This is a genomic window from Campylobacter sp. MIT 21-1684 (genome assembly GCF_026241315.1).
Taxonomy (GTDB): Bacteria; Campylobacterota; Campylobacteria; order Campylobacterales; family Campylobacteraceae; genus Campylobacter_D.
The window spans coordinates 35,870-59,729 of the sequence record NZ_JAPHNA010000009.1; the positions used below are offsets into that span (position 1 = coordinate 35,870).

At 31.8% G+C, this 23,860-nt stretch carries 20 protein-coding genes and 4 pseudogenes; 21 read left to right on the forward strand and 3 right to left on the reverse strand.

What is annotated here, in order from left to right; translation table 11 throughout:
* Nucleotides 1–22: 22 nt before the first annotated feature.
* Nucleotides 23–907, reverse strand: a complete 885-nt coding sequence (locus OQH62_RS04895; RefSeq protein ID WP_266014619.1) for a lipid A biosynthesis lauroyl acyltransferase — start codon at nucleotides 905–907, stop codon at nucleotides 23–25.
* Nucleotides 908–911: 4 nt separating this feature from the next.
* Complete coding sequence (gene waaC, locus OQH62_RS04900; protein WP_266014623.1) at nucleotides 912–1,928, reverse strand: lipopolysaccharide heptosyltransferase I; 1,017 nt, start codon at nucleotides 1,926–1,928, stop codon at nucleotides 912–914.
* Nucleotides 1,929–1,995: 67 nt separating this feature from the next.
* Here waaC and OQH62_RS04905 point away from each other — a divergent pair, with 67 nt between their 5' ends.
* The 21 genes and pseudogenes from OQH62_RS04905 (at nucleotide 1,996) to OQH62_RS04995 (ending at nucleotide 23,368) form a co-directional block, all read left to right on the forward strand.
* A complete protein-coding gene (locus tag OQH62_RS04905) occupies nucleotides 1,996–2,811 on the forward strand; it encodes a 3'-5' exonuclease (RefSeq protein ID WP_266014625.1) in 816 nt (271 codons plus the stop codon).
* 20 nt (nucleotides 2,812–2,831) lie between these two features.
* Nucleotides 2,832–3,818, forward strand: coding sequence for a UDP-glucose 4-epimerase GalE (galE, locus tag OQH62_RS04910; protein WP_266014628.1), 987 nt, complete (start codon nucleotides 2,832–2,834; stop codon nucleotides 3,816–3,818).
* A pseudogene (locus OQH62_RS08810) lies at nucleotides 3,800–4,687 on the forward strand (ABC transporter transmembrane domain-containing protein); the annotation flags it as partial. The gene galE and the pseudogene OQH62_RS08810, both read left to right, overlap by 19 nt.
* 72 nt (nucleotides 4,688–4,759) lie before the next feature.
* A pseudogene (locus tag OQH62_RS08815) lies at nucleotides 4,760–5,357 on the forward strand (ATP-binding cassette domain-containing protein); the annotation flags it as partial.
* A gap of 142 nt (nucleotides 5,358–5,499) precedes the next feature.
* Entirely contained in the window at nucleotides 5,500–6,576 is a 1,077-nt protein-coding gene (locus tag OQH62_RS04920; protein WP_266014631.1) for a glycosyltransferase, read from the forward strand.
* Nucleotides 6,569–7,492, forward strand: a complete 924-nt coding sequence (locus OQH62_RS04925; RefSeq protein WP_266014635.1) for a glycosyltransferase family 2 protein — start codon at nucleotides 6,569–6,571, stop codon at nucleotides 7,490–7,492. Before OQH62_RS04920 ends, OQH62_RS04925 begins: the two co-directional genes overlap by 8 nt.
* Nucleotides 7,480–8,577 carry a glycosyltransferase gene (locus OQH62_RS04930; RefSeq protein ID WP_266014638.1) on the forward strand — a complete coding sequence of 366 codons (1,098 nt, stop codon included), beginning with the start codon at nucleotides 7,480–7,482 and terminating at the stop codon, nucleotides 8,575–8,577. The genes OQH62_RS04925 and OQH62_RS04930 overlap by 13 nt, the downstream gene beginning before the upstream one ends.
* A gap of 3 nt (nucleotides 8,578–8,580) precedes the next feature.
* A pseudogene (locus OQH62_RS04935) lies at nucleotides 8,581–10,587 on the forward strand (STT3 domain-containing protein); the annotation flags it as partial.
* A pseudogene (locus OQH62_RS08820) lies at nucleotides 10,573–10,926 on the forward strand (peptide-binding protein); the annotation flags it as partial. The pseudogenes OQH62_RS04935 and OQH62_RS08820, both read left to right, overlap by 15 nt.
* The gene (locus OQH62_RS04940) at nucleotides 10,923–12,059 is read left to right on the forward strand and encodes a glycosyltransferase family 4 protein (protein ID WP_266014644.1); all 1,137 of its coding nucleotides are present in this window, start codon (nucleotides 10,923–10,925) and stop codon (nucleotides 12,057–12,059) included. The pseudogene OQH62_RS08820 and the gene OQH62_RS04940, both read left to right, overlap by 4 nt.
* Nucleotides 12,052–12,654, forward strand: a complete 603-nt coding sequence (locus tag OQH62_RS04945; RefSeq protein ID WP_266014647.1) for a sugar transferase — start codon at nucleotides 12,052–12,054, stop codon at nucleotides 12,652–12,654. Before OQH62_RS04940 ends, OQH62_RS04945 begins: the two co-directional genes overlap by 8 nt.
* Complete coding sequence (locus OQH62_RS04950) at nucleotides 12,641–13,237, forward strand: acetyltransferase (RefSeq protein ID WP_266014650.1); 597 nt, start codon at nucleotides 12,641–12,643, stop codon at nucleotides 13,235–13,237. Before OQH62_RS04945 ends, OQH62_RS04950 begins: the two co-directional genes overlap by 14 nt.
* Nucleotides 13,237–14,391: a DegT/DnrJ/EryC1/StrS family aminotransferase gene (locus OQH62_RS04955; RefSeq protein ID WP_266014653.1), complete on the forward strand. Its 1,155-nt coding sequence runs from the start codon at nucleotides 13,237–13,239 to the stop codon at nucleotides 14,389–14,391. Before OQH62_RS04950 ends, OQH62_RS04955 begins: the two co-directional genes overlap by 1 nt.
* Complete coding sequence (locus OQH62_RS04960; protein ID WP_266014656.1) at nucleotides 14,391–16,166, forward strand: UDP-N-acetylglucosamine 4,6-dehydratase family protein; 1,776 nt, start codon at nucleotides 14,391–14,393, stop codon at nucleotides 16,164–16,166. Before OQH62_RS04955 ends, OQH62_RS04960 begins: the two co-directional genes overlap by 1 nt.
* Nucleotide 16,167: 1 nt before the next feature.
* A complete protein-coding gene (locus tag OQH62_RS04965; RefSeq protein ID WP_266014658.1) occupies nucleotides 16,168–17,064 on the forward strand; it encodes a PDC sensor domain-containing protein in 897 nt (298 codons plus the stop codon).
* Between the two features lie 98 nt (nucleotides 17,065–17,162).
* Nucleotides 17,163–17,555 carry a chemotaxis response regulator CheY gene (locus tag OQH62_RS04970; protein WP_266014661.1) on the forward strand — a complete coding sequence of 131 codons (393 nt, stop codon included), beginning with the start codon at nucleotides 17,163–17,165 and terminating at the stop codon, nucleotides 17,553–17,555.
* 20 nt (nucleotides 17,556–17,575) lie between these two features.
* Nucleotides 17,576–18,430, forward strand: coding sequence for a 50S ribosomal protein L11 methyltransferase (locus tag OQH62_RS04975; protein ID WP_266014664.1), 855 nt, complete (start codon nucleotides 17,576–17,578; stop codon nucleotides 18,428–18,430).
* Nucleotides 18,427–20,376, forward strand: coding sequence for an ATP-dependent zinc metalloprotease FtsH (ftsH, locus tag OQH62_RS04980; RefSeq protein ID WP_266014667.1), 1,950 nt, complete (start codon nucleotides 18,427–18,429; stop codon nucleotides 20,374–20,376). Before OQH62_RS04975 ends, ftsH begins: the two co-directional genes overlap by 4 nt.
* Complete coding sequence (locus tag OQH62_RS04985; RefSeq protein ID WP_266014670.1) at nucleotides 20,376–20,981, forward strand: phosphatidylserine decarboxylase; 606 nt, start codon at nucleotides 20,376–20,378, stop codon at nucleotides 20,979–20,981. The genes ftsH and OQH62_RS04985 overlap by 1 nt, the downstream gene beginning before the upstream one ends.
* A gap of 9 nt (nucleotides 20,982–20,990) precedes the next feature.
* Nucleotides 20,991–21,707 carry a CDP-diacylglycerol--serine O-phosphatidyltransferase gene (pssA, locus tag OQH62_RS04990; protein ID WP_266014674.1) on the forward strand — a complete coding sequence of 239 codons (717 nt, stop codon included), beginning with the start codon at nucleotides 20,991–20,993 and terminating at the stop codon, nucleotides 21,705–21,707.
* A gap of 134 nt (nucleotides 21,708–21,841) precedes the next feature.
* Complete coding sequence (locus tag OQH62_RS04995) at nucleotides 21,842–23,368, forward strand: inorganic phosphate transporter (protein WP_266014677.1); 1,527 nt, start codon at nucleotides 21,842–21,844, stop codon at nucleotides 23,366–23,368.
* Here the strand turns inward: OQH62_RS04995 and OQH62_RS05000 are convergent.
* Nucleotides 23,365–23,859, reverse strand: coding sequence for an HIT family protein (locus OQH62_RS05000; RefSeq protein WP_266014706.1), 495 nt, complete (start codon nucleotides 23,857–23,859; stop codon nucleotides 23,365–23,367). The two genes, OQH62_RS04995 and OQH62_RS05000, sit on opposite strands and share 4 nt — an antisense overlap.
* Between the last annotated feature and the right edge of the window lies 1 nt (nucleotide 23,860).

The following is a 23,860-nucleotide window of genomic DNA, read 5'->3' on the forward strand; positions in this document are numbered from 1 at the left end:
TTACAATGCAAAACAAAAAGTTTTACTTTTGATACAAATCTAAATGAAAAGCTTTAAATCTCTTATGAAAGAAGAAGTATTCATCGGGTTTAAACCGTATCATTTGCTCACAACATTGAGCCTGATACAGAGTAAGTTCTTCCTTGCTATGTTCTGCTGAATCCATAGCTTCAAAAATTTTGATTGTGTATGTTCCTTGTTCGTTTTGATAGATGAAAGCAGGAATTAACACAGCCTTTGTTTTTTTTGCAAGAATACTACCACCAATCAAATACCGAACCTTTCTTCCAAAAAACTCAAGCTCCATACTTTCATTTTCTCCACCTTCTTGATCAGTTAAAAGTCCTAAGGTTCTATTTTGATTTAAAGCACGAAGCATAGGACGCACCCCTTGTTTTTTGTCAATAAGCTCTATATCAAATTGAGTGCGATTTCTTCTTAAGATGGTATTCATTATTTTACTATCAAGTGGTCTTTCAACAACAGAAATAGCTCCAAACTTTGCCGCATACACTAAGGGACATAATTCCCAATTTCCATAATGGGCTGTTATAAAGACAATATTTTTTTTCAAACGTAAAGCGTGTTGTAGAATTTCTTCATTTTCTATACACACTTTTTCTAAAATTTGCTCCTTTGTTGCATTTTGATTTCTTAAAAAATCAAGTCCAAAACGAGCAAAATTTTCATAGATTTTTAAGGCAATTTGCCTCCTTTCGCTTTCATCTTTTTGTGGAAAACAAAGCTGTAAATTCACATCAATAATTTTTCTGTGTTTGGTATTAAGATGAAAAACAAGCCACGCTATTTTTTTAGAAAGAAAAAGAAGAGCCTTTTTGCTAAACATTGCAAGAAGAAATTTTGAAGCATAGTAAGCACTCAAATACAAAATATCTTTAAAAGTCACAAAATTATCCTAAAAGTTCGCGTGCAAGGACAAAAATTTCTTTCTCATCAATCTTTGTTATACAAAAATCTTTCGTATCAAGCTTATATTTTTTTTTCAAATCAAAACTTTTTCCAGCACTTAAAGTTTTATTCAAAGCGCTTTGCAAACAATTTCTTTTTTCCCAGCTTGAACCAAAGAGTGTGATTGATGGTCTATTCATTGCAAATGCTAAATGAGTAGGACCTGTATCAGCACCGATGATCAGATTCATTATTTTTGTTACAGCAAGGAGTTCTTGCAAAGTCAAAAATGGCAGAATTTGCACTCTCTGCATAGAAGTGCTTTGTTGTATAGTTTGAGCAAATTCTTTTTCTCCTTCATTTCCCCAAGTAAGAAAAATTTGTATATGCGAATCATATTCGCAAAGCAATTTACATAAATTTGCAAATTTTTCTTGAGGATAAATTTTGCACTGCTGACTTGAGCCTGTATGAATGAGTACATTTTTTTTACCTAATGGCAATTCTTGTAAAAATTTTTCTTTCATAAGGCTATCAACTGAAAAAACCGGCTGTTTTAAAACCAAATCTTTTACATTAAAAGGAGCATTAAGCATAAAAGCTGCAAGAGCAAGATAACGTACAAAAACATTTTCATTATAATGCAAACTCAATTTTTGTTTATAAAAATTATGCGCAAAGCTTTCTTTAAGACCATTCTTATCAAAACCAAAAGTATTTTTACCCAACAATCTACTTAAAAACGCTGATTTTATTAATCCTTGCAAATCAATCACTGCATCATAGTCGTTTTTTTTTGCTTTCAAAATAATCCCAAGTGAAGTGAAAATTCTCTTTTCTTTTAAAGGTAAAGCATACAGCTTGTCTATCAATGGATGCTTCTCTAAAAGACCTTCAAACCTCTCATCAACAAACCAATGAATTTCTATATTTTTATTGAAATTTTTAATAAATTGTAAAATAATAGCACTTTGAATAATATCTCCAAGCGCACTTAAACGAATAAGAGCTATTTTCATTAAAACCTGTAATTGTGAATTTTTTGTTATGATTGTAGCAAAATTCTGTAAAACAAGGTTTAATTGAATGAAAAATGAAGGTTATATTTGTACTTTTGATTGTGAGAGTATTCCAGATGCACAACTTATACGTAAAACTCTTGGCTTTGAAGGCAATGATGAGGAGGTAAGTTTGCAAGCTATACAATGGCAAAAAGAACACAATGGAAACGAATTTTTACCACTCCCTTATCATAAAATAGTCAGTATTTGTGCTGTTATTAGCAATAATTTTGGTTCTTTTATCAAAGTCAATAAAATAGAAGGCGACGATGAACAAACAATGATAGACAATTTTTTTGCTTTTATAGAAAAACACGAACCAAAACTTGTAAGTTTTAATGGCAAAAATTTTGATATGCCTTTGCTTGTTTTAAGGGCTTTAAAATATGGCATTAAAGCAGGTGCTTATCTTGATACAACAAGCGATAAGTGGAATAATTATAAAACACGTTTTTCTGAAATAAAACATTGTGATTTATTTGAATGTTTTGGAAGTTCTCGAGGAATGAGTCTTAATCTACTTAGTGCTCTTAATGATTTGCCCGGAAAATATGATATTTGTGGAAGTGATGTCATTAAACTTTATTATCACAATGAATTTGAAAAAATCCATCAATACTGCGAAAGCGATGCACTCAATACTTTTATACTCTTTTTAAAATATGAACGTATGAAGGGCAATGTAAATGATGAAGATTACACTCATTCTTTATATCTAATGAAAGAATACTTGCAAAATAAAAAGCAAGAAAGAGACTATGTTGGGTTTTTTTTAAAAACTTGTGAAAACGAAATAAACAAAATAATAAATGAAACATTTAAAAAAAGAGACTACAATTAAAAAATTAAGAAAGGCTGAATATGAAAATTCTCATTAGTGGCGGGGCAGGCTATATAGGCTCTCATACTTTAAGGCAATTTTTACAAACACAACACGATCTTTATGTTTTAGACAATCTTTCTAAAGGTTCAAAAAAAGCTCTTGATGATTTAAGCACAATAAGAGAATTTCAATTTTTTCAACAGGATTTAAGCGATTTTCAAGGGGTAAAAAAACTTTTTCGTGAGCAAGAATTCGATGCTGTTGTACATTTTGCTGCAAGCATTGAAGTTTTTGAAAGTACGCAAAATCCTTTAAAATATTATATGAATAACACAGCAAACACTTCAAACCTCATTCAAACTTGTCTTGAAAACAAAGTTAATCGTTTTATTTTTTCCTCAACAGCAGCAACTTATGGCGAACCACAAACAAAGATAGTCAGTGAAACAAGTCCTCTTGCGCCAATTAACCCTTATGGACGTTCAAAGCTGATGAGTGAATATGTTTTAGCTGATGCAGTTATGGCGAATTCGGAATTTAAATACTGTATTTTGCGTTATTTTAATGTTGCTGGAGCTTGTATGGATTTTAAACTTGGACAAAGATACCCTAAAGCTACTCTCCTTATAAAAGTTGCAGCTGAAGTTGCAGCTGGAAAGAGAGAGAAGCTTTTTATTTTTGGTAATAATTATAATACCGATGATGGCACTTGCGTGAGGGATTTTATCCATGTTGATGACATTGCAAGTGCGCATTTATCGGCTTTAGAGTATCTTGAAAATGGAGAGAGTACCATCTTTAATGTAGGTTATGGGCACGGTTTTAGTGTTAAAGAAGTGGTTGAAACGATGAAAAAAGTAAGCGGGGTAGATTTTGCAGTTGAGTTCGCTCCTCCTCGCGCTGGAGATCCAAGCATACTCATCTCACAAGCAGATAAAATTCGTTCTCTTACCTCGTGGAGGCCAAAATATGATGATCTTGAACTCATCTGCAAAAGTGCTTTTGAATGGGAAAAACATTGTTAAAAAAACTTTTTTTCATCTTAGAAAAAAAAGAGAGGAGATTTTTATTTGCTCTGCTCCTTTTTTCAATTTTTATTTCTTTTATAGAGAGTTTTGCCATATCTTTAATAATGCCTTTTATTAGTTTAGCAAGTAATTTTTCTTATTTTCAAACAAATAAAATCCTTCTTTGGCTACAAAATTCCCTTAAACTCCCTGCTTTTGAGATTCTGGCATATTTTGGTCTCGTTTTATTAGGATTTTATCTCTTAAGAGCCTTGCTTAACAGTCTGTATTTTCATCTCTTAGCCAAATTTTCAAAAGGAAGGTATCATAGCATTTCTTCAAAACTCTTTTCAAAATTTCTGCATATTGAATATGAAAAATTCACTCAAAAAAAGAATTCTGAACTCTTAAAAACTTTAACAGGTGAGGTATATAATTTCACCACTTTACTCTCTTCATTTTTGCTTATGATGAGTGAAATTTTTGTTGTGCTTTTACTTTATATTTTTTTACTCTGCATTCATTATAAAATCACGCTTTTTTTAAGCCTATTTATGCTGCTTAACGCTTATATTTTAGTAAAAATTTTAAGTCCTAATATCAAAAGAGCAGGAGTAAGAAGAGAAGAAGCTATGAGGAGATTTTTTGAGATTCTTACCACCAATTTACATAATCTCAAATTCATTAAACTTAAAACAAAAGAAAAAAGCATCGTAGAGCTTTTCAAAACACAGAGTGAAACTTTTTCTAAAGCCAATATCACAAATGAAAGTCTCAACGCTTTACCACGCATTTATCTTGAGGCTATGGGTTTTTTTGTGCTTGTTGGTTTGGTTGTATTTTTACTTTTAAAAAATAAAAGTGATCTTTCCACTTTTTTAAGTACTTTAAGCATTTTTGTTTTGGCTCTATACCGTTTGATTCCAAGTGCTAATCGTATTATCACAAGCTATCACGACTTGCTTTATTACCGTTCAAGTCTTGATATTATTTATGAAAATTTACATCAAAATGAAGAAAATTTAGGGGAGGAAAAAATTTCTTTTTCACAACACATCACACTTAAAAATATTAGCTTTGGTTATCAAGGAAGAAAAAAACTATTTCAAAATTTAAATTTATGCATTCAAAAAGGTGAAAAAATTGCTTTTGTAGGAGAGAGTGGTTGTGGTAAAAGTACTTTAGTTGATTTAATTATAGGGCTTTTAAAACCAAATTCTGGAGACATTTATATTGACGCAAAAAAACTGACTTTGCAAAATGTTAAAAATTATCGTCAAAAAATAGGCTATATTCCTCAAAATATTCGTCTTTTTAATGATACAATAGCGAAAAATATAGCCTTTGAAGATGAAATTGATGAACAAAAATTACACAAAGTTCTAGTCCAAGCAAACTTAAGCCAATATATCTCTACCTTAGCACAAGGGGTGCAAACAAGAATTAGCGATGAGAGCATTAGCGGAGGGCAAAAACAGAGGATAGCCATAGCAAGAGCTTTGTATTTAAATCCTGAAATCCTTGTGCTTGATGAAGCCACTTCTGCTCTTGACACGACAAATGAAGCAAAAATAATGGCAGAACTATACAAGCTTGCACACGATAAAACCATGATTATCATAGCCCATCGTTTAAGTACAATACAGCATTGCGATAGAGTATTTCGTTTAATTCGTGGTCAATTGAAAGAGCAAAAACGATGAGAATAAGTTTTATTATAGCTACTTTAAATGCAGGAGGAGCTGAAAGAGTGCTTGTAAGTTTAGCAAATGCGCTCTGTAAAGAACATCAAATTTGTATCATTAAATTTCACGCTCAAGACTCTTTTTATCCCTTAGAAAAAGAAATTACTCTCAAAACCCTGCCGCAATTTGATTTTACTTCGCTGTATAATAAAATCGTGAGCCGTTGTAAAAAATATTACGCATTAAGAAAGATTTTAAAGCAAACACCAAGTGATGTTTTTATTTCTTTTTTAGATACAACAAATATAGCTTGTATTTTTGCTACAAGAGGATTAAAAACACCTTTAATTATTAGCGAACATAGTAATGAAAGCTATCTTCGTTCTTTTTTTTGGAGATTTTTACGAAAGAGAACATATCCTTATTGTTCAGCTTTGACTGTGCTTACAAACGATGATAAAAGCTATTATGAACATTTTGTAAAAAAGGTTGTTCTTCTTGCTAATCCATGTCATTTTAGTGCTACTATTTCACCAAATTCAGACTTTGAGAAAGAAAATCTTGTTCTTTTTGTCGGTCGTTTAGATTCAAACAAAAATCCTTTAATGTTTGTTAAAGCTGTAGCAGAACTTGAAAAAGATTTGCAGGAAAAATATGAATTTTGTATAGCAGGAGAAGGAATATTGCGAGCAGAACTTGAAAAAAACATACAAAATTTAGGCATTTCAGTCAAACTCTTGGGTCAGGTTGAAAGTATTGAAAAATTTTATAAAAAAGCAAAAATACTTTGTCTTTGCTCTTTTATAGAAGGTTTGCCAACGGTTTTAATAGAGAGTTTATATTTTAAAGTATGTAGAATTTCAAGCACTTATCATAGTGGGGCTAAAGATTTAATACAAGATAATTTCGACGGACTCTTGTGCGAATGTGGTAATGAAAAAGATTTGGCACAAAAACTAAGCAAGCTCTTAAACGATGAAAATTTAAGACAGAAGTTAGTACAAAATGCAAGTTTAAGATGTAAGGATTATGAACTCCCTTTCATCACAAAACAATGGCTTAAATTGATCAAGGAGTTGCAAAATGGCTAAACTCTCTGTAATTATCCCAACTTTCAAGCGACCTTTTTTGTTACAAAAAGCTATTAAAAGTGTTTTACAACAAGATTTTAAAGACTTAGAACTCATCATTAGTGATGACAATTCAAATGATGAAACAAAGCAAAAAGTTCTTGAGCTCCAAAAAGAAGACAGCAGAATTCGCTATGTTGTTAATACGCGTTACAAACAAGGACCAAATGGAAACAAAAACAACGGTTTAGATTATGCAAATGCTGAATTTATAAGTTTTTTAGATGATGATGATGAACTTTTACCCGGTGCCTTAAGCACGCTCTTAAAGAAAGTAGATGAAGGATATGAACATTGTTTTGGAAATTGCCTTTTAGAGCGCAACAATATCTTAAGTAATGAATTAAGCGGTAAAGGTTTGCACAGTGATAGTGAAATTACAAAAAAAGATTTTTTAATGGGAAGATTCTATGGAGAATTTTTTTCTGTTTTTAAAAAATCGCTACTTGCAAATGCACGTTTTAATGATGAATTGTATGGCAATGAAGCTACCTTATGGGTTCATTTATATAAAAAAAAGAGCTTTTATATACATAAGGCTTTGCGCGTGTACCGTTTTCATCAAAGCGACAGCGTTACTTTAGCAGCGGTAAAAAATGCAAAACGTGTCTATTTAGGATATTTACAAATGGCAAAGCTTTTAGAAGATGAATTACAAAATGATCAAGCCTATGCACAAGAATGCGCAAAAAATTATAAAATGGCAGCATACTATGCTAAATTTGCTAAAGAATATAAAGGATTGTATCATTGTCTTTTCAAGTCTCTTCGTATCCATTGCAACCTTCCGGCTTTACTCTTACTTATTTTAAGTATAATGCCAAGTAAAATGATAGTATTTTTATCTCGAATTCGGGTGGCTTTATGCAAAAATTAGCTGTGTTTATTTATTCTTTAGGAAGTGGAGGAGCTGAAAGGGTTGTGGCAACCTTACTGCCTCTTTTAAGTATGAAATTTGAAGTACATCTTATTGTAATGAATGAGAAATTTTCTTATACACTCAATGGTTGCACTCTTCATTTTCTAGAACGTTCAAAACCAAATGAAAATTCTTTATTAAAATTCATTAAACTGCCTTTTCTAGCCCTTAAATATAAAAAATTATGCCAAAGTTTAGATATCAATGTCGAATTTGTTTTTTTAAACCGCCCAAATTACATAGCTTTACTTGCCAAGCTTTTTGGAGCAAAAACACGACTTGTAATCAACGAATGTACAACGCCAAGTTTAATGTATCAAAAAAACACTTTTACTTCTTTAGCCAATAAATTTTTAATACGCTCTCTTTACCCGTATGCTGATTTAATTTTAACAAATGCTAAAGGCAATCTTGAAGATCTTGTGAATAATTTTAAGATTAAAGTTGATAAATGTGATCTGCTTTATAATGCTATAGATTTAGAAAATATCCATTTTCTTACTAGTGAGAGTATTGCTTTAAAAGATAAATTTATACTTAGTGTTGGTCGTTTAGATAAAGGCAAAAATCATTCTTTGCTTATACGTGCATATGCCAGACTTAAAACTGAAGTCAAACTTGTAATCTTAGGCGAAGGAGAATTACATAAAGAACTTGAAAATCTAATAGCTCAACTTGATTTAAAAGAAAAAGTCTTGCTCTTAGGTTTTGATAGTAATCCTTATAAATATATGAGTAAATGCGAATTCTTTGCCTTTGCTTCACTTTTTGAAGGTTTCTCTAATGTCTTAATAGAAAGTCTTGCTTGTGGTTGTGCTGTCGTTTGTACTGAACACAAAAGTGGTGCAAAAGAACTTTTTGGAGATGATGAATTTGGATTATTAGTTGAGGTTGGAGATGAAAATTCTATGTTTGATGGTTTAAAACTCTTTCTTGAAGATGAGAGTCTAAGAAAAACTTATCAAAAAAAAGCCAAAGACAGAGCAAGTGATTTTGATAAAATCAAAATTGCTCGTAATGCTTTCAAGTATTTATTAGGATAAACAATGCTTTATAAATTTTCTAAAAACAATACCCTCATTGCTTTGATACTCTTTGCTTTCATTTTCAGTGTAGTATGTCGTTTATATTGGGTTATTTGGGCAAGTCAATTTGATGAGTATTTTTTTAATAATGAATTAATGATTATTTCAAATGATGGCTATGCCTTTGCTGAAGGAGCTAGAGATATGATAGCAGGTTTTCATCAAGAAAATGACTTAAGCTATTATGGTTCTTCGCTTTCAACGCTTACCTATTGGCTCTCAAATATATCTTCTATACAATTTGAAACGCTTATTTTATATATGAGCACTTTTTTTTCCTCTTTAGTTGTTATTCCTTTGCTTTTACTTGCCAATGAATTCAAAAAACTTTCAATGGGTTTTTATGCAGCACTCTTAGCAAGTATAGCAAACAGCTATTACAACCGCACGATGACAGGGTATTATGATACTGATATGCTTGTTATTGTTTTTGCTATGATGATAGTTTTTCTTATGATTCGGCTTTTGCTTAAAAAAGATTTACTCTCTTTACTTCTTTTTCCTTTGTTTGTAGGACTTTATTTATGGTGGTATCCATCAAGTTACTCCCTCAATGTGGCATTTTTAGTACTTTTTTTTCTGTATATTGTGCTTTTTCATCGCAAAGAAAAAATTTTGTATATGGCTATTCTTTTTGCTTCAATTACGCTTTCAAATATAGCTTGGTTTTATCAAAGCGCTATTATAACACTCTTGTTTGCTCTCTTTACTTTTCAAAAAAAACATTTCACCTTTGTTACTTTAAGTCTTTTAGGTTTTGCTACTTTTATTTTTCTAGCTTTAAGTGGCGGTATAGATCCTATTTTATACCAGCTTCAATTCTATGTTTTCAGAAGTGATGAAAGTGCTAATATAACACAAGGTTTTGTTTATTTTAATGTCAATAAGACCATTCAAGAGGTTGAAAGCATATCTTTAAATATCTTTATGCAAAGAATCAGTGGGAGCGAAATTGTATTCATAGCCTCTTTCATAGGATTTCTCTTGCTTGTAAAAAAACATCGGGAAATGATTGTAAGTTTGCCTATGATTATCTTAGGCTTTTTTGCCCTCAAAGGCGGGCTTCGTTTTACTATTTATGCTGTACCTCTAATGGCTTTAGGATTTGGATATTTAAGTCTTGTTATTTTGGCTTGGTTACAAAAAGTACAAATTCAAAACTACAAACAATTGAAAAATTTAGAACTCTCTTTCATAGGCATAGCTTTTACTTGTCTTCTTTTGCCTTTAATTTTAGCTTTAATATTGCACGATTTTCATCACAATGTACAAATAAGTGAAGAATTTTTTCAGCTTTTTTTTGGTAATGCTCTCTTTTTAAGCATTTTTATTATTTCTTTGAGTGCTGCTTTGTGTTATATGTTTCTATGGAAACGAAAATATAAGGCTTTGTCTTTCGCTTTTAACGGTGCTGTTTTTATTTTTTCCTTATTTTTTAGTATAAAACATATTTATGAATACAAGGCTCCTACTGTTTTTTCTCACAACGAAGCCTCTCTTTTAACAGAACTAAAAAACATTGCAAATCGAGAGGATTATGTTGTTTCTTGGTGGGATTATGGCTATCCTATACGTTATTATAGCGATGTAAAAACTCTAGCTGATGGAGGAAAACACTTAGGCAAAGACAATTTCTTTCCTTCCTTCATACTCTCTAAAGAACAAAAAGCAGCTGCAAGAATGGCAAGATTGAGTGTAGAATATACAGAAAAAAGCTTTTACACAAGAAGTAATGACCTGCTTGAAACTATGATGAAAGAATATAATTATAAGAATATAGAGCTGTTTTTAAATTCTTTGTCTAAGGACAATTTTATAATTAACTCTGAAAAAACGCGTGATGTTTATTTATATATGCCAGCAAGAATGTCGCTTATTTTCTCAACCGTAGCAAGTTTTTCAAATGTAGATTTAGAAAATGGAAAACTCAAGGATTCTTTTTATTTTACAACCGCTTTTGCCATAGCAAATAACAATGGGCAAATCCAACTTAACAACGGAATTATTTTAAATGATGACTTTCGAAATTTTAAGGTTAATACTGACACTTTTTCACTTCATAGCTTGATAGAACTTCATTCTATTCAAAACAGTCAATACAAAATCACAACCATAGATGAGAATGCAAAGTACTATCTTTTTTACCTTCAAGATAATTCCATTCCTTTTGTACAATTTATTTTAATGGATAAAACTATGTTTGAAAGTGCTTTTGTTCAAATGTTTTTTCTTGGACAGTATGACAAAAATCTATTTGAACTCGTTAGTAACACAAGAGACGCAAAGGTTTTTAAACTCAAGATATGAAAATAGGATTTTTAAGTCATTCTGGCGCAAGTATATACCATTTTAGAATGCCTATAATAAAAGCTTTACAAGCAAGAGGAGATGAGGTTTTTGTTCTAGTACCACAAGATGAATACACACAAAAACTCCAAAATTTAGGCTTGAATGTAGTTTGTTACACACTCAAACGTAAAAGTATCAATCCTTTTATCGTTTTTTCTAATTTTCTTCATTTAAAAAAAATTCTCAAAGATTTACATTTAGATTTGCTCCAAAGTGCAGCACACAAAAGCAATACCTTTGGCATTTTTGCTGCAAAATGTGTTAAAATTCCTTACAAATTAGCTCTTGTTGAAGGTTTAGGTTCTTTCTATATAGAAAACACTTTGAAAGCAAAACTCATACGAACTTGCATTAATTTTCTCTATAAAAGAACTTTTACTTTTGTTGAAAAAATGATTTTTGTGAATTATTCTAATGCCGAATTTATGCGAAAACTTGGCTTAAAGGAAGAAAAAATTTGCATAATACGAACTGTTGGAATCAACATAAAGAAGTTTTTTCCTGTGCAAATATCCAAAGAAACAAAAAAAGCCTTTTGGTCTGAATTTATGCTTGATGAAAAACCTGTAGTATTAATGGTATCTCGTGCTTTATGGCATAAGGGAATTAAAGAATTTTATGAGGCAGCTGAACTCTTAAAAACGAAAGCTAATTTTGTTCTTGTTGGCGGTGTTGATGAGAATCCAAGCTGTGCAAATTTAGAATTTTTACATTCTGGAAAAGTAAAATATCTAGGTGAAAGAGAAGATATAGCGACTTTGCTTTGGCATTGTGATATTTTTACTTTGCCAAGCTATAAAGAAGGTTTTCCTTTGAGTGTGTTAGAAGCTAAAGCTTGCGGAAAAGCTATAATAGTAAGTGATTGTGAAGGCTGTGTTGAAGCTATAACAAATGCTTTTGATGGTCTTTGGGTAAAAACAGGAGAAAGTAAAGATTTGGCTGAAAAAATTTGCTTACTTTTAGATGATGAATCCTTACGCTTTCGTTTGGGTAAAAATGCTGCAAAAGATGCACTCCAATATGATGAGACAGGTATCGCAAAACAGTATTTAGCACTGTATGATACACTAAGAAAGGAAGTAAATGTATAAAATGTTTCTTAAAAGAACTTTTGACCTGTGTTTTGCCTCTATGCTTTTACTTTTCTTTTCACCTCTTATTATACTCATTGCTTTGCTTTTAAAATGTACGCAAAAAAATATCGTTTTTACACAAGAAAGACCCGGCTTAAATGAAAAAATTTTTACTATTTATAAATTTAAAACTATGAATGATGAAAGAGATGAAAAAGGGGAATTATTACCTGATGAATTGCGTTTAAATCCTTTTGGAAAGCTTATACGAAGTCTAAGTTTAGATGAGCTTTTGCAGCTTTTTAATGTACTAAAAGGAGATATGAGTTTTGTAGGACCAAGACCATTGCTTCCTGAGTACCTTACTCTTTATACTAAAGAGCAGAGATTAAGACATTCTGTTCGACCCGGCATTACAGGCCTTGCTCAAATCAATGGAAGAAATGCTATCTCGTGGAAAAAAAAATTTGAACTTGATGTAGAATATGTAAGAACATTCTCTTTTTCTTTAGATATGAAGATTCTTTTGCTCACTGCTTTTAAAGTACTACAACGAAGAGGGATTCATCAAGAAGGCAAAGCTACAATGGAAAAATTCAATGGAAAGAACTGAAAAAATTTATATTTATGGAGCTGGTGGGCACGGGTTCGTTTGTGCTGATGTTGCCTATGCTTTAGGATATAAAGAATGCATCTTTTTAGATGATATAAAAGGTCCTGTTTTTCAACAAAACCTACCAAAATATGACATTTTTATTGGAATAGGTTCAAATAAAATCCGAAAACAAATTTACGAAAAAGTTTTACAATATGATTTCAAGACTGTTAATCTTATCCATCCTAGTGCTATAATAAGCCCTAGTGCTGTTATAGAAATCGATTCTGGTATTTTGATTATGCCCTATGTAGTAGTAAATGCCAAAGCTCATATACAAAAAGGGGTTATACTCAATACCTCAAGCGTGATTGAACACGAATGCGTTGTTGGCGAATTTACTCACGTTAGCGTTGGAGCAAAATGCGGAGGTAATGTTACAATTGGCAAGTTATGTTTTTTAGGGATTAATTGTGCTGTATTGCCAAATTTAAGTGTAGCAGATGAAAGTATTCTAGGCGGCGGGGCTTTGTTAAGTAAAAACATACAAGAAAAAGGAGTTTTTGTAGGAATTCCTGCAAAAAAATTAAAGGAAGTATAATGAAATTTTTTCTTTCTCCACCACATATGAGCGGCAAAGAGTTAGACTACATAAAAGAAGTGTTTCAAAGCAATTATATAGCACCTTTAGGTGAATTTGTTACTCGTTTTGAAGAAAGTATCAAAACTTACAGCAAAAGCCCTAATGTCTTGGCACTTAATTCGGCTTCTGCAGCTTTGCATTTGGCTTTAAGAGTAGCTGGAGTGAAAGAAAATGACTATGTTTTAGCCTCTTCTTTCACTTTTATCGCTTCAGTTGCACCTATTTATTACCTCAAGGCTAGACCAATCTTTCTTGATTGTGATGAAACTTTTAATATAGAGCCAAATTTGCTTGAATTTGCTATTAAAAAATGCAAAATAAAACCAAAAGCTCTTATCCTTACGCATTTGTACGGTAATGCCTCAAAAATGGAACAAATAACTCAAATTTGCAAAAACAATGACATTATTCTCATTGAAGATGCTGCTGAAGCTTTAGGTTCTTTTTACAAGGAGAAAGCTCTAGGGACTTTTGGCGAATTTGGTGTATATTCTTTCAATGGCAATAAAATCCTTACTACTTCAGGAGGTGGTATGCTTTTAGCACAAGAAAAAGATGCAATAGATAAAGCAAGATTTTATAGTACGCAAGCAAGAGAAAAATGTTTGCATTATGAACACTTAGACTATGGGTATAATTATAGACTAAGCAACGTGTTGGGTGCTATTGGAGTAGCCCAAATGGAAGTCTTAGAACAAAGGGTGTTTCAAAAAAGACAAATTTATAAATGGTATCAAGAATTTTTAGGGCAGCATTTGACCTTTTTAGATGAATTGCCAAATTCAAGGTCAAATCGTTGGTTGAGTACGGCTCTTGTTGATTTTGATTCAAGTCAGCTTTCTACAAACTGGCAATGCTTAGAAGTTTCACAAAAAACTCCGACTTTACATCCTAAAATACAACAAATAATAGCCGCACTTCAGGCAAAACAGATTGAAACAAGACCTTTATGGAAAGCTATGCATCTACAAAAAGTTTTTCAAGGAGAGAAAGCTTTTGTAAATGGCAATAGTGAGCTATTTTTTCAAAAAGGCATTTGTTTGCCAAGCGGTACAGCCTTAAACAAAAATGATGTCTTTGAAATTTCGGAACTTATACGAAAGAATCTCTAATGAATTTCCATTTTTATAAAAGCAGGAGGCTAATTTTTTTCTTAATTTGTGATACAGTGTTTTTGAGTCTCTCTTTTTTTTTAGCATTCTCTTTACGTTTTAGTGGAGATATTCCTGATATTTTTTATCAAGGTATGTTAAAAGCAGGGTTTATTTTGCTTGTTCTTAAGATTATTTTTTTCTTTGTATTGAAAATATATAAAGTGGCTTGGCGTTTCTTTTCTTTGAGTGAAGCAAGAAAAATTTTTTTCGCTTTAGTCTTAGCAGAATCCTGTTTTTTAATAATTTTCTCTTTTTATGCAGATTTCTTTAATCCTTTTCCAAGAAGTGTAGTGGGAATTGATTTTGTCCTTTCTTATATGTTTATAGGTGCTTTAAGGATAAGTAAAAGAATGTTAGTTGATTTTCGACCTTCTCTCACAAAAGAAAGTCAAAATCCGTGTATCGTTGTAGGTGCAACCTCAAAAGCTTTACATCTATTAAAAGGAGCTAAAGAGGGTTCTTTACATTTGTTTCCTGTAGCCGTTGTTGATGCAAGAAATGAACTTTTAGGAACTTATTGTGATAAATTCAAAATTGAAAACAAAACAAAAATTAAAGAATATGTTAAAGATGGAGTGAAAACGGCTATTATTGCTTTAGAACTCGGACAAGAAGAGCTAAAAAGTTTATTTGAAGAACTTGTGAGCTATGGAATCGCTGATATAAAAATTTTTTCTTTTACAAGAAACAAAGCAAGAAATATTACCATAGAGGACTTATTAGCAAGAAAACCTAAAGACTTAGATGACAGTGCTGTAGCTGAGTTCCTTAAAAATAAGATTGTTTTAGTAACTGGAGCGGGTGGGAGTATTGGGAGTGAATTGTGCAAACAGTGTATGAAATTTGGTGCACAACATCTTATAATGGTCGAACATAGTGAATTTAACTTATATAAAATCAATGAACAATTAAGTGCTTTTTCAAAAAAAATTACCCCAATAATGCTTAGCATTTTAGACGAAAAAGCTCTAGATGAATTGCTTAGGCGAACAAAACCTGATTTAATTTTACACGCAGCAGCATACAAACATGTACCTTTATGCGAAAAAAATCCACATTCAGCTCTACTCAATAATATTTTTGGTACAAAAATTCTCACAGATTTAGCAAAGAAAAATGGAGTAAAAAAATTTGTAATGATTAGCACAGATAAAGCGGTACGTCCGACAAGTATTATGGGCTGTTCTAAAAGAGTGTGCGAACTTTATACTTTAGGCTGTAATGATACGAATTTTGAAGTTGCTTGCGTACGTTTTGGAAATGTTTTAGGTTCTAGTGGAAGTGTCATTCCTAAATTTCAAGAACAGATCGCAACTAATAAAGCTCTTACCGTAACACATCCTGATATAGTACGGTATTTTATGCTTGTAAGCGAAGCTGTACAGCTTGTTTTACAAGCAAGTGCTATTGCCAAAGGTGGAGAGCTTTTTGTACTTGATATGGGAGAACCGGTAAAGATTTTAGATTTGGCTAAAAAAATGCTTGTTTTATCAAATCGTCAAGATTTACCAATCAAAATCACAGGATTGCGCCCCGGTGAAAAACTCTTCGAAGAACTTTTAATCGATAAAAACGATGTGCAAACAAAATATGAAAGCATCTTCGTTGCAAAAAATGAGACAATAGATATGCAAATTCTCAATGCTCAAATACAACAATTAAAAAATGAAAAAGAAATTGAAACAGTATTAAAAGAAATTGTTCCAGAATTTCAACACAATAAAGGAAAATAAAATGTTTATAAAAGATATACAAAGATTTGAAGACAATCGCGACAAAGTGAATGCGTATATGACTTACATTCTAACAAAAAATATACCTAATAAATTACCTGATATTCATCTTCAAAGTATTAAAACAGCTTTAGATAAAATTGCTCACGAAATTTCAGTTTTTGATGCATTATATATACTAGATACTTCGGGAAGACAAATAGAAAATATCATTGCCTTAAAAAAAGAATATGAAATTGGAGAAGGAGAAGACAGAAGTGCTAGAGCATATTTTTACAGAGCAGTTAAACTAAGACGTTGTATTCTAAGCGATCCTTATCCTTCAAATTTAAACAATGAACTCTGTGTAACTGCTTCGATGCCAATTTACAACGATAAAGACATTTTGCTTTTTGTGGTTTGTATTGATATTAAACTTGAAGATATTTTAAAACTTATTCAAGCTGGGAATTTTGAATTTGTCTTTTTGCAATTTAGTCGTTTCGTGTATTGTTGTTTTGCTTTAGTACTTTTCACAATTACTTGTTTTCTGTTTCAAAAAGGTCTTTTTGGTCTCTTTGGAAGTTCTAATATAGGAATTCAAGAGATGTTTGAAAGTACAATAGCTATCACTTTGGCTTTGGCTATTTTTGATTTGGCTAAAACTATTATAGAAGAAGAGGTTCTGGGAAAAATAAAAAAAGAGACAAATGGAATTCAAAAAACTATGGTACGATTTTTAGGTTCTATTATAATAGCCCTAGCTATAGAAGCTTTAATGTTGGTATTTAAATTAGCTATAAGCGATCTGTCTCAAATGATTTATGTTATTTATCTTATAATTGGTGTTACCTTACTTCTAGCAGGCCTTAGTATGTATTTATTTGCAATTAAATATAAAAATAATACTATTTTATAAGAGATTAAATAAAAAATGCTATAATTCTCAACATAAAAATTTCAGTATTAATTTAAGATAAAAAGTAAATTATTGAAAATTTGAAAAAGGATAAAATTATGAAATTGCTAGTTGTTGATGACAGTTCTACTATGAGAAGGATTATTAAAAATACTTTGGCAAGGTTAGGACATAATGACGTTCTTGAAGCAGAACACGGAGTTGAAGCCTGGGATTTGCTTGGAGCAAATGAGGATATAAAGGTTTTAATAACCGACTGGAATATGCCTGAAATGAATGGTCTTGAGCTTGTTAAAAAAGTGCGTGCTGAAAAAAAATATGAAGATATGCCAATTATTATGGTTACAACAGAAGGCGGAAAAGCTGAAGTTATCACTGCTTTAAAAGCCGGTGTAAATAATTATATAGTCAAACCTTTTACTCCACAAGTTTTAAAAGAAAAACTTGAAGATGTTTTAGGTGTCGGTAGTGGAGAAATTCTAGCCGAATAAACCCATCTTTGAAATTTAAAATGCGAAAAAATTATTATGAACTGTTTGTTGAGGTCGAACAATCATACAAAACACTGTTTCTTGATTTTATTTTTGATTTAGGTATCCAAGCTGTAGAAGAAAAAAATAATGGTATTTATGTACGCTCAAATGATAAGCTTGATAAACTCTCTTGGGCTTTAGATATTTTTAGTGAAAAGCTTTTGGGGCAAAAAGACTTTTACGAAGACAAAAAAAGTATTATTTTGCAAAAAACACTCGAAAAAAAAGAAAATAAAAATTGGATAGAAGAATATAAAAAGAGTATAAAACCTCTCCTTATTGATACAATTTACATTCATACTACTTGGCAAAAACCGAAAAAAAATTATCTTAATATAATAATTGACCCTGCATTAGCTTTTGGTTCCGGACACCACGAAAGTACATATTCTTGTCTTAAACTTTTACAACGTTTTGCAAAAAAAAAATTAAAAGTTTTAGATCTCGGCTGTGGAAGTGGGATTTTAGGTATTGCTATGGCAAAATTAGGCTGTAAAGTTGAACTATGTGATACAGATGAAGAGGCGGTTGCAAGTTCTTTAAAAAACGCAAAACTTAACAAAGTCGAATTTGACAGAATTTGGCAAGGTTCTATAAATGAAACTCAACAAAAATATCATATCATAATCGCTAATATCACTGCAGATATTCTTTTGATTTTAGAAAAAGATATTAAAAGATGTTTAAGTGAGAATGCTATACTTATACTTTCTGGTATTTTAGATAAATACAAACAAAGAGTGGAAGAAAAATTTAACACTCTGGAACTTCTTGAAAGCACTCAAGTTAATGAATGGATCAGTTTAGTTTATACAAACAAAGGAAAACAATGAATAAAAACAACAATATTCCAAATAATTCTAAAGGCAATCCGCAAAACAATAATTTTTTTAATAAAAATCCTATTTTTCTATTTGCGATTTTTGCTATTGTTATGGTGATTATTTTTAAAGGTTTTTTTGATAATGGAGCTTCTTTTGGCAGTGGTTTAACAGGGAGTGAAACAAGTAAAAATATCGCCTATTCAGAACTTAAAAGACTGATAGAAAGTGGGCAAATTACTCAAGTGAGTATAGGACAAAGCACTGTAAAAGCAGTCTCTTCATCACACAATACCATTTACACAGCAAAGAAAGTGAATGATCCTGAACTTGTAAGTCTGCTTGATAGTAAAAATATTGCTTATGGAGCATACTCTGAAACAAATTGGTTCACTGATATACTTTTTTCTTGGGTTTTGCCTGTTTTTATTTTCTTTGGAATTTGGATGCTTTTAGCATCGCGTATGCAAAAAAATATGGGGGGTTCTATACTTGGAATAGGGAGTTCAAAAAAACTTGTCAATTCAGAAAAACCTAAAGTGAAATTTAATGATGTTGCCGGAGTTGAAGAGGCAAAAGAAGAGGTAAAGGAAATTGTAGATTTTCTTAAATTCCCTGAAAGATATATTAAACTTGGAGCAAAGATTCCAAAAGGACTTTTACTTGTAGGACCTCCGGGTACAGGAAAAACTCTTTTAGCAAAAGCTGTTGCTGGAGAAGCTGATGTACCTTTTTTTAGTGTTTCTGGATCAAGTTTTATTGAGATGTTTGTAGGAGTAGGAGCAAGTCGTGTAAGAGACTTATTTGAAAATGCTAAAAAAGAGGCACCTGCCATTGTTTTTATTGATGAAATTGATGCTATTGGTAAAAGTCGTGCCGCAAGTGGTATGATGGGCGGAAATGATGAAAGAGAGCAAACTTTAAACCAACTTTTAGCTGAAATGGATGGCTTTGGGACAGAAAGCTCTCCTGTTATTGTTTTGGCTGCAACAAACAGACCCGAAGTTTTAGATGCTGCACTTTTAAGACCCGGACGTTTTGACAGACAAGTTTTAGTTGATAAACCTGACTTTAAGGGCAGGTGTGAAATTCTCAAAGTGCATATGAAAGATGTGAAAATTTCACCTGAAGTAAAAATTGAAAATATTGCAAGACTCACAGCAGGACTTGCTGGGGCAGATTTGGCAAATATAATTAATGAAGCTGCTCTTCTTGCAGGAAGAGACTCAAAAAAATATGTAGAGCAAAATGATCTTGTTGAAGCTGTAGAAAGAGCTATTGCAGGACTTGAGAAAAAATCTCGACGTATCAATGATAAAGAAAAAAGAATAGTCACATATCACGAATGTGGTCACGCTTTGATAGCAGAGACAACAAAAGGTGCAAAAAAAGTAAGCAAGGTTTCAGTAATTCCTAGGGGACTAGCTGCACTTGGTTATACCTTAAACACTCCAGAAGAAAATAAATTTTTAATGCAAAAACACGAACTTATAGCAGAAGTAGATGTGCTTTTAGGCGGTCGTGCAGCAGAAGAAGTTTTTATAGGTGAAATTTCAACAGGGGCAAGCAATGATCTAGAACGTGCCACAGACATTATCAAGGCTATGATTTCTATGTATGGTATGAGTGAAATAGCTGGACTTATGGTGCTTGAAAAACAAAGAAATACTTTTTTAAATGGCGGACAAACTATTAAGGATTATTCTGAAAAAATGGCTGAATCTTTAGATGATTATGTTAAAAAAACCTTAGATGAAAGGTATGCAAATGTTAAGCAAACCTTAACTCTTTATAAAGGTGCAATTGAAACTATGGTAAGTGCTTTATATGAAGAGGAAACTATTGAAGGAACAAAAGTCAGAGAGATTATTCAAGAATTTGAAAATGACAATAGCTTACCAAGTCGTTTGCAAATTATTGATGAAGATACTAGAAAAGAAGTTAAAGAAGAAGTGTGATGAAAAGATATATAGCAAAGGAAGGTTACAACAGCATAATTATTGCTTTGGCTGTCTTTCTTTTGTTTTGGATTTTTTATAGTTTTTCTTTTTTTCTTTTTTTTATAGTATTATTTCTTTTGTTTTTATTTCGAAAACCGCAATTTTCTTTTTCACATTTTGATAAAAAAGCTCTTATAGCTCCTGTATCTGGGAAAATAGTAAAGTTAGAAAATGTTTTTCATAAAGAATTGGGTGATTGCATAGAACTTCAAATCAAAAATGCTTTCTATGATGTGGGTATCCTAAATGCTCCTTGCGAAATGGAAATCACGCAACTTGATTTCAAACACGGACTTTTTTTATGCTATAGACTCCCGCAGTTTTTAAATGAAAGACTTTCTATTGTTGCTACAACAAATGAACAAAAAATTGTCCTTTGTATTTATGGTGGTTCAATGCAAAGAAAGATACATTTTAATGCTAATTCCAAACTTGCAATAGGAGATATTATAGGCTTTTCTCTCAATTCTTCCTTAAGTATTTTTCTACCTCGAAACACTCGCTTACTTGTCAATGGAGGCGATCAACTTAAGTACGGAACTTTGCTTGGCTATCTCTCTTAAAGGAAAAATATGCAAAGCAAACCGCAACTTATTTATATCTTGCCAAATCTCTTTACAGCGGCTTCAGCTTTTTTAGGCGTGGTGTCCATCATTGCTTCTTTAGAAAAAAATTATCAAGAAGCATTAGTCTATATTTTACTGTCTCTGCTTTGCGATGGGCTTGATGGACGTGTTGCCAGACTTACAAAAACGACTTCTAAGTTCGGAGTTGAATTTGATTCTTTGTCAGATTTAGTTGCCTTTGGAGTAGCTCCAGCTATACTTTTTTATACGTCTATAGGAATCCATTTTGGAAAACTTGGTTCTCTTATTGCTGCTTTTTTTGTAGTTTTTGGTGCTATTCGTTTAGCAAGATTTAATGTTACAACAGGTACTTACGAGCCCTCTGTTTTCATAGGACTTCCTATACCTACTGCAGCAATAGTAAGTGCTATTTGGACTTTTTCGTACTTAAATTATGATTTTTTAAAGTCTTATGGAGTGATTTTTCTTATCTTGCAAGCTGTTTTAGGATTATTAATGGTAAGCAATATACGTTATCCTAGTTTTAAAAAACTTGATTTCAACCGCTCAAGCGTACTGAAAGTTTTAATCATCTTAATGATTATTGTTTCATTCTTCTATCTTTACCCTTTAGAAAGCTTGGTTATTTTGGCAAGCCTTTATGTTCTTTATGGCATAGTAAGAGTACTTTATACCATACTTTTTAAAATAGTAAAAAAATAAAATGATACATACTTTCAAGGTAAATACTACTTAAATCCCAAGCAAAATTTAATTTTCATTCATTATAATTGAATGTTATTTCTTACGGTCATTTTTGTTCAAATAACAAACATAAAAAAATAAAAGGTTTTACCATGCAAAAAGACAATCTCATTGCCTTTAGTATTTTCCTTATCAGTGTTTTAGCTTTTATAATTTGGGGTTTTAGTTTTATTAATGGAAATGGACTAATACTTTTTATACTCGCCTCACTCTTTGGCATATTTATGGCTTTTAATATAGGTGGCAACGATGTTGCAAATTCTTTTGGTACAAGCGTTGGAGCAAAAACAGTTACAATAAAACAAGCTCTTATTATAGCAGCAGTTTTTGAACTCAGTGGAGCTATTTTTGCAGGTGCAGAAGTAACAAGGACTATTCGCAGCGGTATAGTTTCTTTTCCTATTGAACTCAATCCTATGCTTTTTGTAGCTATTATGTTGGCAGCTTTGTTAAGTTCTGGAGTTTGGATTTTTATAGCAACAAAAAAAGGTTTGCCTGTATCAACAACACACAGCATAATCGGTGGAATAGTAGGTGCAAGTCTTATGATGGGACTTTTACAATTTAATGGTACTGATACACTTTCTATGGTCAAATGGGAAGGAATTGTAAAAATAGCTATTAGTTGGATTGTCTCACCGCTTTTAGGTGGCGTGGTTTCGTATTTGATTTATTCTTACATTAATAAAAAGATTCTGAAACCTACCGAAAATGCAAGTGAAAAACTCAAAAGCATCAAAGAGGAAAAAAAGAAATTCAAAGAAAAATACTTTCATTCCTTAAAAAACAAATCAAAAGAAGAGCAAATTAAAGAACTCTCTGCTATAGTTTTAGATGATGAAGATCAAGAAAATGGTTTGTATAAAAATAAAATTAAAGAATTTAAAGAACAAGAAAAAAGTATAGATATTTATTCTCTCTTAAAAACTCATGTTCCTATTATTGCTGCTTTAGCTTCTGCCATCATAACAATGATGTTTTTATTCAAGGGTTTAAAAAATGTAAATGTCTTAGATATTTTACAGAATTTTTGGATTATAGGTATTTTAAGCTCACTTGCTTATGTAGTAACCTTTGCTATAGTAAATATTGTTAAGAAAACAGAACCCAATAAAACTATAAACAGGATTTTCTCTTGGTTTCAAATTTTTACTGCTTCAAGTTTTGCTTTTTCTCATGGAGCAAATGATATTGCCAATGCTATAGGACCATTTGCTGCTATTTTAGATGTATTAAAAAATGGCACTATCAATAAGACCGCTCCTGTTCCTTTTGCAGCGTTAGCTATGTTTGGCGTAGCTTTAGTTATAGGTTTATGGTTTGTAGGGAAAGAAGTTATTACCACTGTTGGCTCAAAACTTGCAAATATCAATCCCACAACAGGATTTAGTGCTGAACTTGGTGCAAGTATAGTAATACTTTTAGCAACACAATTTGGCATTCCTGTAAGCTCAACACATATACTCATCGGTGCTGTTTTAGGAATAGGCTTGTATAATAAAAATGCAAATTGGGTGCTTATGAAACCGATAGGCTTGGCATGGGTTATTACTTTGCCTGTTGCTGGTTTAATATCAGCTGGTGTTTTCGTGTGCTTTAAACTTGCTTTGGGAATTTAAAAAATTCCAGCCAAAGAGCGAAAAGCCTGCGATAATGTATCATACATTTGCTTGCTATCATTACCATAAACTCTCGTTTGTGCTATAGTAGTAATAAAATTTGTGTCTCCTTTATAACGAGGCACAAGATGATAATGACAATGTGGTGCTATCCCAGCACCCGCATCAGTGCTTAAATTCATACCTATGTTCACCCCACTTGCACAAAGCTCTTTTTTAAGAATCCTCACCCCTAAACGTACAAAATGACTCATTTCTTGCCAAGTTTGTTCATTTAAATTCTCAATATGCTCCTCGTGTATATAAGGGATAATCATAAAATGCCCCGGAGAGTAAGGAAAACGATTCATCACGCCAAAACATTTAGAACTACGAAAGAGTACCCCAAGCCCTTCATCATTTTTCGTTTCTTTTGCACAGATACAAAAAGGGCATTCTTTACCTTTTTGCTTAAAATATTCACTCCGCCAAGGTGCATACAAATACTGCATT